Genomic DNA, 16,442 nt, shown 5'->3' on the forward strand with positions numbered 1-16,442 from the left:
GGCGACCGGCCGTCGCCCCGGGCGGGTGGTCGGCCCGGTGCCCGGTCGTCGGCCCGGCCCGGTTGTCAGTGCCGGGTGCCACACTGCCCGCATGACCGCACCGGGCCCGAAGGCCGACCTCCTCCGCTATCTCCAGGATGCGCGCGACGCCCTGCTCTGGAAGCTCGACGGGCTCTCGGAGTACGACATCCGCCGCCCCCTCACCCCGACCGGCACCAACCTGCTGGGGCTGGTCAAGCACGCGGCCGGGGTGGAACTGGGGTACTTCGGGGACACCTTCGGCCGGCCGTTCTTCGCCGAGACCCCACCGCCCTGGTGGTACACGCAGGACGCCGACCCCAACGCCGACATGTGGGCCACCCCCGACGAGTCGCGCGAGGACATCGCCGGGCTGTACCGCAGGGCGTGGGAGCACGCGGACGGCACGATCGGGGAGCTGCCGCTGGACGCCACCGGGCACGTCCCCTGGTGGCCCGAGGAGCGGCGGCAGACCACACTGCACCACCTCCTGGTGCGCGTGATCGCCGACACCAGCCGTCACGCCGGCCACGCCGACATCGTCCGCGAACTCATCGACGGGTCGGTCGGCCTGACGCCGGGCAAGGACAGCATGCCGCCGGGCGACCGGGCCATGTGGGACGCCCATCGGCACCGGCTGGAGGAGGCGGCGAGAGCGGCGGAGCGGAGCCGACAGTGATCCGGACGGCACCCCTCGGGCCGTGTCCGCGAAGGAGCGCGGCCCAGGGTCCGCGAGGTCTCGCCTGCCCGCGACGCCCGGCACGCTCCCCCAGCTCTTCGAGCGGGGGGAGGGGGGACTCGCCGCACCGGGCGGACACCCGAGTACAACCAGTACGCGGGTCCCGCCCGGCACACCGAGAGCGCGCACCGAACGCCGCGGGGCCCGCTCTCCGGGCGAACGACCCGACTTTGCGGCCACCCCCTAAAGGGTGTTGCAGAACGCGGACCGATGTTGCAAGAGGTGCCTCGAGGGCGCTGCCAGGACGGGGGGAAATCGGCACACAACCGGGCAGTCGACCTTGCCGCGATTGACCGGATCCTGTCGTGATCGCCGTTCTGCAACACCCTTTAGCGCACCAGCATCCCGCGCACCGAGATCCCGTAGTGCGCCCGCAGCCGCCGCAGCTCCCACAGGCCCACCGCGGTCACCGAGAGCGGCGCCCCGAGCATGAACACCGCGCGCACCGGCCCGGGCACCCCCGACTACGCCCCGGTGAACAGGTCGACCAGCGTCATCTCCCGCACCAGTGTCATGGCGAGCAGCGGCGGCATCGTCTGGTGGATGTCGGCCGTGCGGAACACGTGCAGCAGGGCCAGGCCGACGCCCCAGGCGATGAACGGCAGCACCCACACCAGGACGAGCACCACGACCACCCATGTGACCACGGTCATCGCCGGGTTGGTGGCGAACCGCCCCTCGACGAAGCCGGTGAGCACCATCAGCGGGAACACGAACACCGCGGCGATCAGGGCCACCATCGCGCCGACCGGCCTGGCGGCCCGGCGCAGCAGGTCCCGGCGGGCGGACGGCGCGGTCAGGCGCCAGCAGGACACCCACGACCACCGGGAACGTCACGGACAGCACCAGCACGCTGGACCACGACTGGTCGAGACGGTCCTCGGCGACATCACCCACCGAGCTGCTCACCTTGTAGGCCACCGACACCCACACCACCGCGGCCAGCCCCACCAGTGTGCGGATCTTCTGCATGCGCGCGATGAAGGCATCCTCGACGAGGCCCGGCCGGGACGGCTTGAACACCCGCCGCGCGGTGCGGATCGGGCCGATCCGCCGCCGCAGCCGCGCCACGGGACCGGGCGGCGGGGAAACCGGGTGCGGCATATAGGGGTGGGGCACATGGGGCGGATGGCCACCCCCGGGCGGCGATACCTGGGGCGGATACCCACCTCCCGGCGGCGCGTACGGCCCGGGGGAGGGTGGATACGGCCCTGGCCGGGGCGGATACGGCTGCTGTCCGTTCGGGTCGTACGGCGACTGCCCGCCCGGGTTCCAGGTGCTCATTCTTGTGTCTCCCCCGACGCGTGACCAGGGGAACGAGCGCGACCCGCAGTGTATTGATCGCGCCGCCGAAGAGCACGCTTCCGGCCACCCCGACAATTTCATGCAAGCATGCTTGATTGTTTCTGGTGCCGCTGCCATGCTCCTCAGCACGCCGCACCACCCCGCACCGCACCACCCCGCACACCGCCGTGCCCCGAGGGGAGCGCCCGTGTCCGATCCGATGCCCGTGATCGACGATCTGCGCGAGGAGAGCGAGGAACTCGACCGCCTCGTGGCCGGGTTGTCCGCGCAGCGCTGGTCGCTCACGACCCCCGCGCCCGGCTGGACCGTGGCCCACCAGATCGCCCATCTCGCCTGGACGGACCGCTCGGCCCTGCTCGCCGTCACGGACGCCGACGGCTTCCACACACTGGTCGAGAAGGCCCTCGCAGCGCCGGACTCCTTCGTCGACCAGGGCGCCGAGGAGGGCGCGGGACTCCCGCCCGGCGAGCTGCTCGCCCGTTGGCGTGACGGCCGTGCGGCACTGGAGGAGGCGCTGCGGGCCGCTCCGCCGAAGGCGCGCTTCCCCTGGTACGGCCCACCCATGTCGGCTGCCTCCATGGCGACGGCCCGCCTCATGGAGACCTGGGCCCACGGACAGGACGTGGCCGACGCCCTCGGTGTGGTGCGCCCACCTACCGACCGGCTGCGGCATGTGGTCCGGCTCGGGGTCCGGACCCGGGACTTCGCCTACGGCGTGCACGGCCTGACCCCGCCCGCCGACCCGTTCCGCGTCGAACTCCGCGCCCCCTCCGGCGACCTGTGGGCGTACGGCCCCGAGGACGCCCCGCAGCGCGTCACCGGGTCGGCCCTCGACTTCTGCCTCCTGGTCACCCAGCGTGCCCACCGTTGCGACCTCGCCCTGCGCGCCGAGGGACCCGACGCCGACCGCTGGCTCGACCTCGCGCAGGCCTTCGCCGGGCCACCGGGCGGCGGACGCCCGCCGAAGGGGACCGCCTCATGACCCTCCGCATCGGCAACGCCTCCGGCTTCTACGGCGACCGGTTCGACGCGATGCGCGAGATGCTCACCGGCGGCGAACTCGACGTCCTCACCGGCGACTACCTCGCCGAGCTGACCATGCTCATCCTCGGCCGGGACCGTCTGAAGGATCCCGCCGCCGGATACGCCCGCACGTTCTTGCGGCAGTTGGAGGAGTGCCTGGGGCTCGCGCACGAGCGGGGCGTCAGGATCGTCACCAACGCGGGCGGCCTCAACCCGGCCGGACTCGCCGACGCCGTGGCGCGGTTGGCCGGCCGGCTGGGCATCCCCGTACGGGTCGCGCACGTGACGGGTGACGACCTCACCGCAGCGCACCCCGGCACTCTCGCCGCCCACGCCTACCTCGGCGGCTTCGGCATCGCGGAGGGCCTGCGGGCGGGCGCCGACGTCGTCGTCACCGGGCGGGTCACGGACGCGGCCCTGGTCACCGGGCCCGCCGCCGCGTACTTCGGCTGGACCCCACGGGACCACGACCGGCTCGCGGGCGCGGTGGTCGCGGGGCATGTCCTGGAGTGCGGGGCGCAGGCCACCGGCGGCAACTACGCCTTCTTCCGGGACGGCGACGTCCGCCGCCCCGGCTTCCCGCTCGCGGAGCTGCACGAGGACGGCAGCTGCGTCATCACCAAGCACCCCGGCACCGGCGGCTTCGTCGACGTCGGCACGGTCACCGCGCAACTGCTCTACGAGACGGCCGGTGCCCGGTACGCGGGGCCCGACGTCACCGCCCGGCTGGACACCGTGCGGCTGAGCCAGGACGGGCCCGACCGGGTGCGGATCGAGGGCGTGCGGGGCGAGGCACCGCCGCCCACCCTCAAGGTCGGCCTCAACCGGCTCGGCGGCTTCCGCAACGAGGTCGTCTTCGTGCTCACCGGCCTCGACATCGAGGCCAAGGCCGCCCTGGTGCGGGAGCAGCTGGAACCGGCCCTCGCCAAGGTGTCCGACGTGCGCTGGGAGCTGGCCCGCACCGACCGCCCCGACGCGCCCGCCGAGGAGACGGCGAGCGCGTTGCTGCGGCTCGTCGTGCGCGACCGCGACCAGGAGACCGCCGGGCGGGCGCTGAGCGGGGCGGCCGTGGAGCTGGCACTCGCCAGCTACCCGGGCTTCCATGTGCTGGCCCCACCCGGAAAGGGATCGCCCTATGGGGTCTTCGAGGATGTGTACGTCCCCCATGGGGCAATCGACCATGTGGCGGTCCTCCACGACGGACACCGGGTCCCGGTGCCGCCGCCCCACGACACCCTCGTCCTCGACGAGGTCCCGCAGCCTCCGCTGCCCGAGCCGCTGCCGCCCGGGCCGGTGACCAGGACCGCCCTCGGCCGTGTCGCGGGTGCCCGCAGCGGCGACAAGGGCGGCAACGCCAACGTCGGGGTGTGGGCGCGCACGGACGACGCCTGGCGGTGGCTCGCCCACGAGCTGACCGCCGACCGCTTCCGCGAACTGATCCCCGAGAGCCGCGAGCTGACCGTCGTACGGCACGTCCTGCCGAACCTGCGCGCCCTCAACTTCGTCGTCGAGGGGATCCTCGGTGCCGGTGTCGCAGCGCAGCACCGCTTCGACCCACAGGCCAAGGCCCTCGGCGAATGGCTGCGCTCCCGCCACCTCGACATACCGGAGGCCCTGCTGTGACCGTCCTGACCTCCGGGCTCGACCCTCACGGCCCCGACTTCCGGGCCAACCGCGAGGCGATGCTCGCCAAGCTCGCCGCCCTCGACGCCGAGCACGCCAAGGCCCTCGCGGGCGGCGGCGAGAAGTACGTCGCACGGCACCGGGGGCGCGGCAAACTCCTCGCCCGCGAGCGCATCGAGCTGCTCCTCGACCCCGACACGCCGTTCCTGGAACTGTCCCCGCTGGCAGCGTGGGGCAGCGACCACACCGTCGGCGCGTCGCTCGTCACCGGCATCGGGACCGTCGAGGGCGTGGAGTGCCTGATCACCGCCAACGACCCGACCGTGCGCGGCGGGGCGAGCAACCCCTGGTCGCTGAAGAAGGCCCTGCGCGCCAACGACGTCGCGCTCGCCAACCGGCTGCCCTGCATCAGCCTGGTGGAGTCGGGCGGCGCCGACCTCCCCTCCCAGAAGGAGATCTTCATCCCCGGCGGCGCCATCTTCCGCGACCTCACCCGGCTGTCCGCCGCGGGCATCCCCACCGTCGCGGTCGTCTTCGGCAACTCCACGGCCGGCGGCGCCTACATCCCCGGCATGTCCGATCACGTGATCATGGTCAAGGAACGGGCGAAGGTGTTCCTCGGCGGTCCGCCGCTGGTGAAGATGGCCACCGGCGAGGAGAGCGACGACGAGTCCCTGGGCGGCGCGGAGATGCACGCCCGCACCTCGGGCCTCGCCGACTACTTCGCCGTCGACGAGCCGGACGCGCTCCGCCAGGCCCGCCGCGTGGTCGCCCGCCTCAACCACCGCAAGGCGTACGAGGATCCGGGGCCGGCCGAGCCGCCCAAGTACGACGCGGAGGAGCTGCTGGGCATCGTTCCCGGCGACCTGAAGAGCCCCTTCGACCCGCGCGAGGTCATCGCGCGCATCGTCGACGCCTCCGACTTCGACGAGTTCAAGCCGCTGTACGGGACCAGCCTGACCACCGGCTGGGCCACCCTCCACGGCTATCCCGTGGGTGTGCTGGCGAACGCCCGGGGAGTCCTCTTCAGCGAGGAGTCCCAGAAGGCCGCCCAGTTCATCCAGCTCGCCAACCAGCGCGACATCCCCCTGCTCTTCCTGCACAACACCACGGGTTACATGGTCGGCAAGGAGTACGAGCAGGGCGGCATCATCAAACACGGCGCGATGATGATCAACGCGGTCAGCAACAGCCGCGTGCCCCATCTCTCCGTGCTCATGGGGGCGTCGTACGGCGCCGGCCACTACGGCATGTGCGGCCGCGCCTACGACCCCCGCTTCCTGTTCGCCTGGCCCAGCGCCAAGTCGGCCGTCATGGGCCCGCAGCAGCTCGCGGGCGTCCTGTCGATCGTCGCCCGCCAGTCGGCCGCCGCCAAGGGACAGCCCTACGACGAGGAGGCGGACGCGGCACTGCGCGCCATGGTGGAGCAGCAGATCGAGTCCGAGTCGCTGCCGATGTTCCTGTCCGGGCGGCTCTACGACGACGGCGTCATCGACCCGCGCGACACCCGCACCGTCCTCGGCCTGTGCCTCTCCGCGATCCACACCGCCCCCTACGAGGGCGCCCGCGGCGGCTTCGGCGTCTTCCGGATGTGAGGAACCTTCAGTGATCACTTCTGTGCTGGTCGCCAACCGGGGCGAGATCGCCTGCCGCGTCTTCCGCACCTGCCACGACCTGGGCATCCGTACCGTCGCCGTGCACTCGGACGCCGACGCGAACGCCCTGCACGCGCGCGTGGCCGACGTGAGCGTACGACTCGCGGGGGAGACGCCCGCCGACACGTACCTGCGCGGCGACCTGATCGTGAAGGCCGCCGTCGCCGCCGGGGCGGACGCCGTGCACCCCGGCTACGGCTTCCTCTCCGAGAACGCCGACTTCGCCCGGGCCGTCCTGGACGCGGGCCTGCGCTGGATCGGCCCGCCCCCACAGGCCATCGAGGCGATGGCGTCCAAGACCCGCGCCAAACGGCTCATGGGCATCCGGCCCCTCACCGACGTCACCGGGACCGACCTGCCCGTGCTGGTGAAGGCGGCGGCCGGTGGCGGCGGCCGTGGCATGCGCGTCGTACGCCGACTCGCCGACCTGGAAGGCGAGTTGGCCGCGGCCCGGGCCGAGGCCGCGAGCGCCTTCGGTGACGGTGAGGTCTTCGTCGAGCCGTACGTGGAGAACGGCCGCCACGTCGAGGTGCAGATCCTCGCCGACACCCACGGCACGATCTGGCCTCTCGGCACCCGCGACTGCTCCCTGCAGCGCCGCCACCAGAAGGTGATCGAGGAGGCCCCGGCGCCCGGCCTGTCCGGGGAACTCGACGAGGAGGTCCGCGCCCTCGCCGTACGGGCGGCACGGGCCGTGGACTACGTGGGCGCGGGGACGGTCGAGTTCCTCGTCGCCGACGGCCACGCGCACTTCCTGGAGATGAACACCCGCCTCCAGGTCGAACACCCCGTCACAGAAGCCGTGTTCGGCATCGACCTGGTGGCGGAGCAGATCCGGATCGCCGAGGGACACCCCCTCGCAGCCGAGCCGCCACGCGCGCGTGGCCACGCCGTCGAGGCCCGCCTGTACGCCGAGGACCCGGCGCGCGGCTGGTCCCCGCAGACCGGCACGCTGCACCGTCTGACCGTCCCCCGGTCCGTCCGCCTGGACACCGGGTACACGGACGGCGACGAGATCGGCGTCCACTACGACCCCATGCTCGCCAAGGTGGTAGCCCACGCGCCCACCCGCCCGGAGGCCCTGCGCATCCTGGCCTCCGCCCTGGAACGGGCCGCGATCCACGGCCCCGTCACCAACCGCGACCTCCTGGTCCGCTCCCTGCGCCACCCCGAGTTCACCGCGGCCCGCATGGACACCGGCTTCTACGAGCGCCACCTGCCGGGCCTGACCGAACCGTCCCCGGACCCGCACGCCCCCCTGGCCGCCGCCCTCGCCGACGCCCACGGCCGATCCCGCTTCGGGGGCTGGCGCAACGTCCCCGCGCAGCCGCAGACCAAGCGGTACCTGATGGCGGGCGAGGAACACGAGGCCCGCTACCGGCACACCCGGCAGGGCCCGGAGGCGGAGGGGGTACGGGTGGTGCATGCGGACGCGCACCTCGTGATCCTCGAAGTGGACGGGGTGGAGCGGAAGTACGAGGTCTCCCACTACGGCGACCGGATCCACGTCAACACCACCACCCTGACCGCCCTGCCCCGCTTCCCCGACCCCACCACCCAGCACGCCCCGGGCTCGCTCCTGGCGCCGATGCCGGGCACGGTCGTCCGAGTCGCCGACGGCCTGACGGCAGGGGCGCCCGTGAAGGCGGGCGAGCCCCTGCTCTGGCTGGAGGCGATGAAGATGCAGCACAAGATCACGGCCCCGGTGACGGGAACGCTGACCGACCTGTGCGTCGTACCAGGACAGCAGGTGGAGCCGGGCTCACTGCTGGCAGTGGTGACAGAGACCGCTTAGGGGCGCGGGGAACTGCGCGATCAGCCACGACGAAGGAGTCACATGGCCACGATCGAGACCGACGAACACAAGTCCCTCCGGAAAGCCGTCGCCGCACTGGGCAAACGCCACGGCCGTGAAACCGATCCCGCCCAGCTCTGGTCAGAGGCAGGCAAACTCGGCTACCTCGGAGTCAACCTCCCCGAGGCGTACGGAGGCGGAGGCGGCGGGATCTCCGAACTCTCCATCGTCCTCGAAGAGCTCGGCGCAGCCGGCTGCCCTCTCCTCATGCTGATCGTCTCACCGGCCATCTGCGGCACCGTGATAGCCCGCTTCGGCACGGACGCCCAGAAACAACAGTGGCTCCCCGGCCTCGCCGACGGCACCCGCCTCATGGCCTTCGGCATCACCGAACCCGACGCCGGCTCCAACAGCCACCGCATCACCACCACGGCCCGAAGGGACGGTGCCGACTGGCTCCTCACCGGCCGCAAGGTCTTCATCTCCGGCGTCGACATCGCCGACGCGACCCTCGTCGTCGGGCGCACCGAAGACGCCCGCACCGGCCGCCTCAAGCCCTGCCTCTTCATCGTCCCGCGCGACACGCCCGGCTTCACCCGCCGCCCCATCGACATGGAACTGAACGCCGCGGAGAAGCAGTTCGAACTCGTCCTGGACGACGTACGGCTGCCCGCCGACGCCCTGGTCGGCGACGAGGACGCCGGGCTCCTCCAGCTCTTCGCCGGCCTCAACCCCGAGCGCATCATGACCGCCGCCTTCGCGATCGGCATGGGCCGGCACGCCCTGGCCGGAGCCATCGACTACGCCCGCGACCGCAGCGTCTGGAACACCCCCATCGGTGCCCACCAGGCCATCGCCCACCCCCTGGCCCAGGCCCACATCGACCTCGAACTCGCCCGCCTGATGATGCAGAAGGCCGCCGCCCTCTACGACGCGGGCGACGACATGGGAGCCGGCGAGGCCGCCAACATGGCCAAGTACGCCGCCGGGGAAGCCTGCGTGAAGGCCGTCGACCAGGCCGTGCACACCCTCGGCGGCAACGGCCTCACCCGCGAGTACGGTCTGGCCCGGCTGATCACGGCCTCGCGCGTGGCTCGTATCGCCCCGGTGAGCCGGGAGATGATTCTCAACTACGTCTCCCACCAGACCCTGGGCCTGCCCAAGTCGTACTGAGAACCTGAGACTTCCCGCGCCGCGAGGAGGAACCAGCCATGTTCCGCAGCGAGTACGCAGACGTCCCGCCCGTCGAACTGCCCATCCACGACGCCGTCCTGGCCCGGGCCGCCGAGTTCGGCGACATCCCGGCGCTGATCGACGGCACCGACGGCACCACCCTCACCTACGAGCAGGTCGACCGGTTCCACCGGCGCGTCGCCGCCGGCCTCGCCGAGACCGGGGTCCGCAAGGGCGACGTCCTCGCCCTGCACAGCCCCAACACCGTGGCCTTCCCGACCGCCTTCTACGCGGCCACGCGCGCGGGTGCCACCGTCACCACCGTGCACCCGCTCGCCACCGCCGACGAGTTCGCCAAACAGCTCCGGGACTCGGCGGCCCGCTGGATCGTCACCGTGTCACCCCTGCTGGACACCGCCCGGCGCGCCGCCGAACTCGCGGGCGGCGTACGGGAGATCTTCGTGTGCGACAGCGCGACCGGCCACCGCTCCCTGATCGACATGCTGGCCTCCACGGCCCCCGAGCCGCGGGTCGCCATCGACCCCGCCGAGGACGTCGCCGCCCTGCCGTACTCCTCCGGGACCACCGGCGTCCCCAAGGGCGTGATGCTCACCCACCGGCAGATCGCCACCAACCTCGCCCAGCTCCACCCGGCGGTCCCCGCGGGCCCGGGAGACCGCGTCCTGGCGGTTCTTCCCTTTTTCCACATATACGGCCTCACGGCCCTGATGAACGCACCCCTGCGGCAGGGCGCCACCGTCGTCGTCCTGCCCCGCTTCGACCTGGAACAGTTCCTCGCGGCCGTCCAGAACCACCGCATCACGGCCCTCTACGTGGCGCCGCCCATCGTCCTGGCCCTCGCCAAACACCCGGCCGTGGCCCAGTACGACCTGTCGTCGCTGCACTACATCATCAGCGCCGCCGCACCCCTGGACGCCCGCCTCGCAGCCGCCTGCTCCCAGCGCCTCGGCCTGCCGCCCGTCGGCCAGGCCTACGGCATGACGGAACTGTCGCCCGGCACCCACGTCGTCCCCCTGGACGCCATGCGCGACGCCCCGCCCGGCACCGTCGGCAAGCTCGTCGCGGGCACCGAGATGCGCATCGTCTCCCTCGACGACCCCGGCAAGGACCTCCCCGCCGGCGAACCCGGCGAGATCCTCATCCGCGGCCCGCAGCTCATGAAGGGCTACCTCGGCCGTCCCGACGCGACCACCGCGATGATCGACCCGGACGGCTGGCTGCACACCGGCGACGTCGGTCATGTGGACGACGACGGCTGGCTGTTCGTCGTCGACCGGGTCAAGGAACTCATCAAGTACAAGGGCTTCCAGGTGGCCCCCGCCGAGCTGGAGGCCCTGCTCCTCACCCACCCGGGCATCGCGGACGCCGCGGTCATCGGCAGGTACGACGCCGACGGCAACGAGGTTCCGCACGCCTACGTGGTCCGCCAGCCGTGCGCCGCCGACCTCACCGCGGCCGAGATCATGACGCACGTCGCCGAGCGCGTGGCCCCCTACAAGCGGATACGCCACGTCACCTTCATCGTCGGCGTCCCCCGCGCGGCCTCCGGCAAGATCCTCCGCCGACAGCTCAGGGAGAGCGCATGACGCTGATCGCCCGTACCCGCTCGCGTGGCGTGGAGAGCCTGGCCCTCGACGCGCCGCACCACCGCAACGCCCTGTCGGCGGCCCTCGTCGGCGAACTGGCCGACGCGCTCACCGACGCCGCCAAGGACACCGGCGTCCGCGCGATCGTCCTCACCCACACCGGCAACACCTTCTGCGCGGGCGCCGACCTCAAGGATCCGCCACCGCCCGAGGCACTGGTCGCCCTGCTGCGGCAGATCGTCGAGCTGCCCAAACCGGTCGTCGCCCGCGTCACCGGACATGTCCGCGCGGGCGGCCTCGGCCTCCTGGCCGCCTGCGACATCGCGGCCGCCTCCACGGAAGCCACCTTCGCCTTCACCGAGGTCCGCATCGGGGTCGCCCCGGCCGTGATCTCCCTGCCGATCCTGCCCCGCGCCGACCCCCGCGCCCTGGCCCGCCACTACCTCACCGGCGAACGCTTCACAGCCTCCGAGGCCGTGGCAACGGGCCTGCTCACCACCTGTGACAGCGATGTCGACCAGGCCCTCGAACCCATCCTCGACGGTCTGCGCCGCTCCGCCCCCGAAGCCCTGGCCGAGACGAAACGGCTGCTCACGGCTAGGGTGCTGGAAGCCTTCGACCGGGACGCGGCCGACCTGACCGCGCTCTCGGCCCGGCTGTTCTCCTCCCCGCAGGCCCGCGAGGGGATGACGGCCTTCCTCGAACGACGGGATCCGGCATGGGTGGTGTGAGCACGGTCGACCGTGCGGAGAGAGTCCCCAAGCAGGACCGCAGCCGGGCCACCCGGCAGCGGCTCCTCGAAGCCGCCGTGTCCTGCCTCGCCGAACACGGCTGGGCAGGATCCACCGTCTCCGTGGTCGCCGAACGCGCCGGCGTCTCCCGCGGCGCCGCCCAGCACCACTTCCCGACCCGCGAGGACCTCTTCACCGCGGCCGTCGAGTACGTCGCCGAGGAACGCTCCACGGCCCTGCGCGCCCTGTTCCCCGAGGGGGCGGCCGGCGACCGCCACGCCGTCGTCGCCGCCCTGGTCGACCTTTACACCGGGCCGCTGTTCCGCGCCGCCCTCCACCTCTGGGTCGCCGCCTCCAACGAGGAGCAGCTCCGGCCCCGCGTCACCGAACTCGAATCCCGCGTCGGCCGCGAGACCCACCGCATAGCCGTCGACCTCCTCGCCGCCGACGAGTCCGTCCCCGGCGTCCGCGAAACGGTCCAGGGCCTGCTCGACATGGCCCGCGGCCTCGGCCTCGCCAACCTCCTCACGGACGACGCGGCCCGCCGGGAACGGGTGGTCGCGCAGTGGGCGGGACTGCTGGAGGAGACGCTGGGCTGAGGGGCTGGTGGCAGCACGGACGCGGAGTGTGCATACCGCGGTATGCTCGGAGCATGGCGGACACGACGCGCATCACGGTGACACTGCCGACAGACCAGGTCGCCGAGCTCAGGAAGCTCACCGACAACGTCTCCGGCTATGTCGCCGAGGCGGTGGCACGCCAGCTGCGGCATCAGTTGCTCGGCGCCGACCTGATGCGTCACCAGGAGGAGCACGGGGCGTTCACCGAGGAGGAGCTGGCCGAGGCCCGCTCCAGGATCCTCGGCACTGCGGATGCCGGCGGATCGGCGAGCGCGGCGTGACGGAGCACGTCGAGACGGTTGTCCTGGACTCTCAGGGGCTCTCCGCCTGGATCGCCCAGGATCGCAAGATCCTGGCGATGTTCCAGGTTCTCCACGCCATGGGCGCCGATCTCGTCATCGGCGCCAACACCATCGTGGAAGTCAGTCATGCGCGCGTGAACATGCCCCGTCTGCAGTGGGCGCTCTCCCGCGTCAAGGTCGAGCCGGTGACCGAGGGCGCCGCGAAAGCGTCCGCGGAACTGCTGAAGGCCGCCGGGCTGCACGGCCACAAGTACGCGATCGACGCGACCGTCGCCGAGGTGGCACTGAGGCAGCCGGGCCCCGTGGCCGTGCTGACGTCCGACGTCGACGACATGGCGCGGCTGTGCGGCGACCGAGTCCGGCTCATCGGCATCTGAGCCTCACGGACTGAGCCGCTCCACCCGCCAGCTGCCGTCCGGCTGCTCCACGTACCGCAACCGGTCGTGCAGCCGGTTCTCGCGTCCCTGCCAGAACTCCACCGTCTGCGGGGCCACCCGGAAACCGCCCCAGTGCGGCGGCACCGGCACCTGCTCGCCCTCCGGGTAGCGCGCGGCCAGCTCGGCGTACGCGGCGTCGATGTCGGCCCGGGTGGGGACCACCGACGACTGGGCGCTGGCCCACGCCCCCAGCTGCGAGCCGTGCGGCCGGGTGCGGAAGTACGCCGCCGTCTCGTCCCGCCCGGTCCGCCGCGCCACCCCGCTCACGATGACCTGCCGGGCCATCGGATGCCAGGGGAACAGCAGAGAGACGTACGGGTTCTCCGCCAGATCACGCGCCTTGCGGGACTCGTAGTTGGTGTAGAAGACGAAGCCCTGCGTGTCGAAGTGCTTCAGCAGCACCGTACGGGCGCTCGTCCGCCCCTCGGCGTCCGCCGTCGAGACGATCATGGCGTTCGGCTCGAACAGTCCGCCGTCCGTCGCGGCCTGCTTGAACCAGCGCGCGAACTGCTCGACGGGCGTCGCGGCCAGCTCGGTCTCGGAGAGGCCCTCGGCCCGGTACTGCTTGCGCATCGAAGGCAGATCGAAAGGGACGTCGTCGCGGTCGGTCACCCGGTCATCTTGCCGTACGGACGGTGTCCTTCGTCACTGCCTGGCACTGAGTGCCGTGAACCCTCCCCAAGTGTGGCACTCGGAGATATCGTTTCCGTGCCGTTCCGGTTGGGTGACCGCCATCCGAACGGGGCATCACAGGGGCAACCGGCCAGGACCGCGAGTCGCCTGCACGACCGTGGATCCACTGGACGGCGCCCGCTGCGCAAGCTGACTGACACATGGTTCGTTCGTCTCACCCCATAACACACCATCTGTCACTTACATCACGAGGAGCCGCCTGATGTCCGACTTCGTACCCGGGCTCGAAGGAGTCGTCGCGTTCGAGACGGAGATCGCCGAACCCGACAAGGAGGGCGGCGCACTCCGGTACCGGGGCGTCGACATCGAGGACCTCGTCGGCCACGTCTCGTTCGGCAACGTCTGGGGCCTGCTCGTCGACGGCGCCTTCAACCCCGGCCTGCCCCCCGCCGAGCCGTTCCCCATTCCCGTGCACTCCGGCGACATCCGCGTGGACGTCCAGTCCGCCCTGGCCATGCTGGCGCCCGTCTGGGGCCTCAAACCCCTCCTCGACATCGACGCCGAAGAGGCCCGCGAGAACCTGGCCCGGGCAGCCGTCATGGCCCTTTCCTACGTCGCCCAGTCCGCCCGTGGCCAGGGCCTGCCGATGGTCCCGCAGCGGGAGATCGACAAGGCCCAGTCCGTCGTCGAGCGCTTCATGATCCGCTGGCGCGGCGAGCCGGACCCCAAGCACGTCGCGGCCGTGGACGCGTACTGGACGAGCGCCGCCGAGCACGGCATGAACGCGTCCACCTTCACCGCCCGGGTCATCGCCTCGACCGGCGCGGACGTGGCGGCGGCGCTGTCCGGCGCGGTGGGCGCGATGTCCGGCCCGCTGCACGGCGGCGCCCCCTCCCGCGTCCTCGGCATGATCGAGGAGATCGAGCGCACGGGTGACGCCGAGGCCTACGTCAAGAACGCGCTCGACAAGGGCGAACGCCTCATGGGCTTCGGCCACCGCGTCTACCGCGCCGAGGACCCGCGCGCCCGGGTCCTGCGCCGCACCGCCCGCGAACTGGGCGCTCCCCGCTTCGAGGTCGCCGAGGCCCTGGAGAAGGCGGCCCTCGCGGAACTCCACGCCCGCCGCCCCGACCGCGTCCTCGCGACGAACGTCGAGTTCTGGGCGGCCATCGTCCTGGACTTCGCCGAGGTCCCGGCCCACATGTTCACGTCCATGTTCACCTGCGCCCGCACGGCCGGCTGGTCCGCCCACATCCTGGAGCAGAAGCGCACGGGCCGCCTGGTCCGCCCCTCGGCCCGCTATGTGGGCCCGGGCACCCGCAACCCCCGCGAGATCGAGGGCTACGAGGACATCGCCCACTGACACTCCCGCTCACGGCCTCACCCGACCCCGGGTGAGGCCCCCCGCCCCTCCCCGCCCGCGAGCCGGTCCAGTTCCTCCCCGATGGCCCCCCGCAGCCGGTCGTGCGCGGGCCCGAGGGCGTACCGCTCCTCGCGCCACATCTCCCGCGGATACAGCCACACGGGCAACCGCACCAGTTCCTCGGGCTCCCACACGTACCGGGGCCACACGTGCGCGTGCAGGAACCCGTCGGTGTTCCCGAGGATCTCCAGATTGACCCGCCGGAACCCGGTCTCCACCCGCCGGCAGGCCCGCTCGACGGCTTCCCCCAGCCGGTCCATGTCGGCCAGGAACGCCAGCCGCGCGCTCCGTGGCAGCTCGGACAGCCGCTGGACGGCGGGGTCATCGGTGAGCAGCACCGAGTAGCCGGGCAGGAACTGCACATCACCGATCGCCGCGAACCCGGAATCCAGCCTCCGCATCACGGCCGGGTTCTCACCCCGCAGAGCGCTGCCGATCCGGTCCTCGTGCCACGCACCCACCGCCATCACCCCCGGGCACCTCGGAGAACGCAGACGACCCGCGAGTCTGGTTCCTCTTGGGGAGGAGCCGGCCGGACGTACCGGCGACTCGCGGGTCGGGTGACTGCCTGAGATTGGGCCGGCTGCGCGCTTCGATCACACGCTGGTCCGGCACCGCACTGAGTGTGGTGACGAGCCGCTAGCCCGCAGCCACCTCACGCGTCCGGTTCTCATACATCTGCCGAACCACCTCCCTTCTCGTGTACCTGAACCCTAAGAAAGCGTTCGGTCCCGCATCAACCGTTTTTTTGAGACCTTGACTCCATGACGCAGCGGCGGGCGGTTCTCAGCGGTTCGGTGTTCGAGGAGCGGATCGGGTACGCCCGGGCCGTCGTCGACGGGGACTGGGTGCACGTGTCGGGGACGACCGGGTTCGACTACGCGCGGATGACGATCTCCGAGGACGTGGTGGAGCAGGCCGAGCAGTGTCTGCGGAACATCGGGGCCGCACTGGAGGAGGCCGGGTGTTCGTTCGCGGACGTCGTGCGGGTGCGGTACCTGCTGCCCGAGCGGGAGGACTTCGAGCCGTGCTGGCCGGTGCTGCGCACGTGCTTCGGGGAGGTGCGGCCGGCCGCGACGATGATGGTCTGCGGGCTGGCGGACCCCCGCATGAGGATCGAGATCGAGGTGTACGCGCGGCGGGGCAGCGGCGGCGGGTCCCTGCCGTTGATCGACTAGCCGGCCGGCCAAGGGTGCCGGCGGGCCGGTGACGGGCCCGCCGGGACGGCCCCGGCGGCGTTGACGTGGGCATTGCCGCCGTACAACGATTCCTTCAATGTTGTGGGAACCCGGTGTGCGCTGGGTCACGTTCCAGTTGAATGATTGCAAGGAGCGAACCGACGTGCCGTACGTGCGGAC

General features: G+C 72.0%; 16 protein-coding genes. 13 read left to right on the forward strand and 3 right to left on the reverse strand.

What is annotated here, in order from left to right; all coding sequences use genetic code 11:
- Positions 1–91: 91 nt before the first annotated feature.
- Positions 92–697 (forward strand): DinB family protein, encoded by a 606-nt coding sequence (locus AB0937_RS10905; RefSeq protein ID WP_366710949.1) that lies wholly within the window; start codon positions 92–94, stop codon positions 695–697.
- Positions 698–1,221: 524 nt separating this feature from the next.
- Here AB0937_RS10905 and AB0937_RS10910 read toward each other — a convergent pair.
- Complete coding sequence (locus AB0937_RS10910) at positions 1,222–1,572, reverse strand: hypothetical protein (RefSeq protein ID WP_366710951.1); 351 nt, start codon at positions 1,570–1,572, stop codon at positions 1,222–1,224.
- Between the two features lie 677 nt (positions 1,573–2,249).
- Here AB0937_RS10910 and AB0937_RS10915 point away from each other — a divergent pair.
- Genes AB0937_RS10915 through AB0937_RS10960 form a run of 10 tightly spaced genes read left to right on the forward strand, consistent with a single transcriptional unit; the run spans position 2,250 to position 12,968 of the window.
- Complete coding sequence (locus AB0937_RS10915) at positions 2,250–3,044, forward strand: TIGR03084 family metal-binding protein (protein ID WP_366710952.1); 795 nt, start codon at positions 2,250–2,252, stop codon at positions 3,042–3,044.
- On the forward strand, positions 3,041–4,708 hold the full coding sequence (locus AB0937_RS10920; RefSeq protein ID WP_366710954.1) for an acyclic terpene utilization AtuA family protein: 1,668 nt from the start codon (positions 3,041–3,043) through the stop codon (positions 4,706–4,708). The genes AB0937_RS10915 and AB0937_RS10920 overlap by 4 nt, the downstream gene beginning before the upstream one ends.
- Positions 4,705–6,303: a carboxyl transferase domain-containing protein gene (locus AB0937_RS10925; RefSeq protein WP_366710956.1), complete on the forward strand. Its 1,599-nt coding sequence runs from the start codon at positions 4,705–4,707 to the stop codon at positions 6,301–6,303. Before AB0937_RS10920 ends, AB0937_RS10925 begins: the two co-directional genes overlap by 4 nt.
- 10 nt (positions 6,304–6,313) lie before the next feature.
- On the forward strand, positions 6,314–8,158 hold the full coding sequence (locus AB0937_RS10930) for a biotin carboxylase N-terminal domain-containing protein (RefSeq protein WP_366710958.1): 1,845 nt from the start codon (positions 6,314–6,316) through the stop codon (positions 8,156–8,158).
- Positions 8,159–8,200: 42 nt separating this feature from the next.
- Positions 8,201–9,331, forward strand: a complete 1,131-nt coding sequence (locus AB0937_RS10935) for an acyl-CoA dehydrogenase family protein (protein ID WP_366710959.1) — start codon at positions 8,201–8,203, stop codon at positions 9,329–9,331.
- Positions 9,332–9,369: 38 nt separating this feature from the next.
- The gene (locus tag AB0937_RS10940) at positions 9,370–10,938 is read left to right on the forward strand and encodes a 4-coumarate--CoA ligase family protein (protein WP_366710960.1); all 1,569 of its coding nucleotides are present in this window, start codon (positions 9,370–9,372) and stop codon (positions 10,936–10,938) included.
- Positions 10,935–11,669 (forward strand): enoyl-CoA hydratase family protein, encoded by a 735-nt coding sequence (locus AB0937_RS10945; protein WP_366710962.1) that lies wholly within the window; start codon positions 10,935–10,937, stop codon positions 11,667–11,669. Before AB0937_RS10940 ends, AB0937_RS10945 begins: the two co-directional genes overlap by 4 nt.
- The gene (locus AB0937_RS10950; protein WP_031135992.1) at positions 11,657–12,268 is read left to right on the forward strand and encodes a TetR family transcriptional regulator; all 612 of its coding nucleotides are present in this window, start codon (positions 11,657–11,659) and stop codon (positions 12,266–12,268) included. Before AB0937_RS10945 ends, AB0937_RS10950 begins: the two co-directional genes overlap by 13 nt.
- A 53-nt stretch (positions 12,269–12,321) precedes the next feature.
- Positions 12,322–12,570 (forward strand): type II toxin-antitoxin system CcdA family antitoxin, encoded by a 249-nt coding sequence (locus AB0937_RS10955; RefSeq protein ID WP_366710964.1) that lies wholly within the window; start codon positions 12,322–12,324, stop codon positions 12,568–12,570.
- Positions 12,567–12,968, forward strand: a complete 402-nt coding sequence (locus tag AB0937_RS10960; protein WP_350700262.1) for a DNA-binding protein — start codon at positions 12,567–12,569, stop codon at positions 12,966–12,968. Before AB0937_RS10955 ends, AB0937_RS10960 begins: the two co-directional genes overlap by 4 nt.
- A 3-nt stretch (positions 12,969–12,971) precedes the next feature.
- Here AB0937_RS10960 and pdxH read toward each other — a convergent pair whose 3' ends face one another.
- Positions 12,972–13,640: a pyridoxamine 5'-phosphate oxidase gene (gene pdxH, locus AB0937_RS10965; protein WP_366710965.1), complete on the reverse strand. Its 669-nt coding sequence runs from the start codon at positions 13,638–13,640 to the stop codon at positions 12,972–12,974.
- 283 nt (positions 13,641–13,923) lie between these two features.
- Here pdxH and AB0937_RS10970 point away from each other — a divergent pair, with 283 nt between their 5' ends.
- The gene (locus AB0937_RS10970) at positions 13,924–15,024 is read left to right on the forward strand and encodes a citrate synthase 2 (RefSeq protein ID WP_366710967.1); all 1,101 of its coding nucleotides are present in this window, start codon (positions 13,924–13,926) and stop codon (positions 15,022–15,024) included.
- Between the two features lie 17 nt (positions 15,025–15,041).
- On the opposite strand, the gene AB0937_RS10975 is transcribed toward AB0937_RS10970, so the two are convergent.
- Positions 15,042–15,551 carry a diadenosine tetraphosphate hydrolase gene (locus tag AB0937_RS10975; protein WP_366710968.1) on the reverse strand — a complete coding sequence of 170 codons (510 nt, stop codon included), beginning with the start codon at positions 15,549–15,551 and terminating at the stop codon, positions 15,042–15,044.
- 297 nt (positions 15,552–15,848) lie between these two features.
- Between AB0937_RS10975 and AB0937_RS10980 the strand changes: the two genes are divergently transcribed.
- Positions 15,849–16,262, forward strand: coding sequence for a RidA family protein (locus AB0937_RS10980; RefSeq protein WP_366710970.1), 414 nt, complete (start codon positions 15,849–15,851; stop codon positions 16,260–16,262).
- The last annotated feature ends 180 nt before the right edge of the window (positions 16,263–16,442 follow it).

It is taken from the genome of Streptomyces sp. NPDC047880 (assembly GCF_040706515.1).
In the GTDB taxonomy this organism is placed as follows: domain Bacteria; phylum Actinomycetota; class Actinomycetes; order Streptomycetales; family Streptomycetaceae; genus Streptomyces.

Excerpts from the sequence above, each read along its gene's own strand:
- AB0937_RS10905 (WP_366710949.1), top strand. The coding sequence starts at position 92 with ATGACCGCACCGGGCCCGAAGGCCGACCTCCTCCGCTATCTCCAGGAT.
- AB0937_RS10950 (WP_031135992.1), top strand. The coding sequence starts at position 11,657 with ATGGGTGGTGTGAGCACGGTCGACCGTGCGGAGAGAGTCCCCAAGCAG.
- AB0937_RS10945 (WP_366710962.1), top strand. The coding sequence starts at position 10,935 with ATGACGCTGATCGCCCGTACCCGCTCGCGTGGCGTGGAGAGCCTGGCC.
- AB0937_RS10920 (WP_366710954.1), top strand. The coding sequence starts at position 3,041 with ATGACCCTCCGCATCGGCAACGCCTCCGGCTTCTACGGCGACCGGTTC.
- AB0937_RS10975 (WP_366710968.1), bottom strand. The coding sequence starts at position 15,551 with ATGGCGGTGGGTGCGTGGCACGAGGACCGGATCGGCAGCGCTCTGCGG.
- AB0937_RS10970 (WP_366710967.1), top strand. The coding sequence starts at position 13,924 with ATGTCCGACTTCGTACCCGGGCTCGAAGGAGTCGTCGCGTTCGAGACG.
- AB0937_RS10940 (WP_366710960.1), top strand. The coding sequence starts at position 9,370 with ATGTTCCGCAGCGAGTACGCAGACGTCCCGCCCGTCGAACTGCCCATC.
- AB0937_RS10955 (WP_366710964.1), top strand. The coding sequence starts at position 12,322 with ATGGCGGACACGACGCGCATCACGGTGACACTGCCGACAGACCAGGTC.
- AB0937_RS10980 (WP_366710970.1), top strand. The coding sequence starts at position 15,849 with ATGACGCAGCGGCGGGCGGTTCTCAGCGGTTCGGTGTTCGAGGAGCGG.
- AB0937_RS10935 (WP_366710959.1), top strand. The coding sequence starts at position 8,201 with ATGGCCACGATCGAGACCGACGAACACAAGTCCCTCCGGAAAGCCGTC.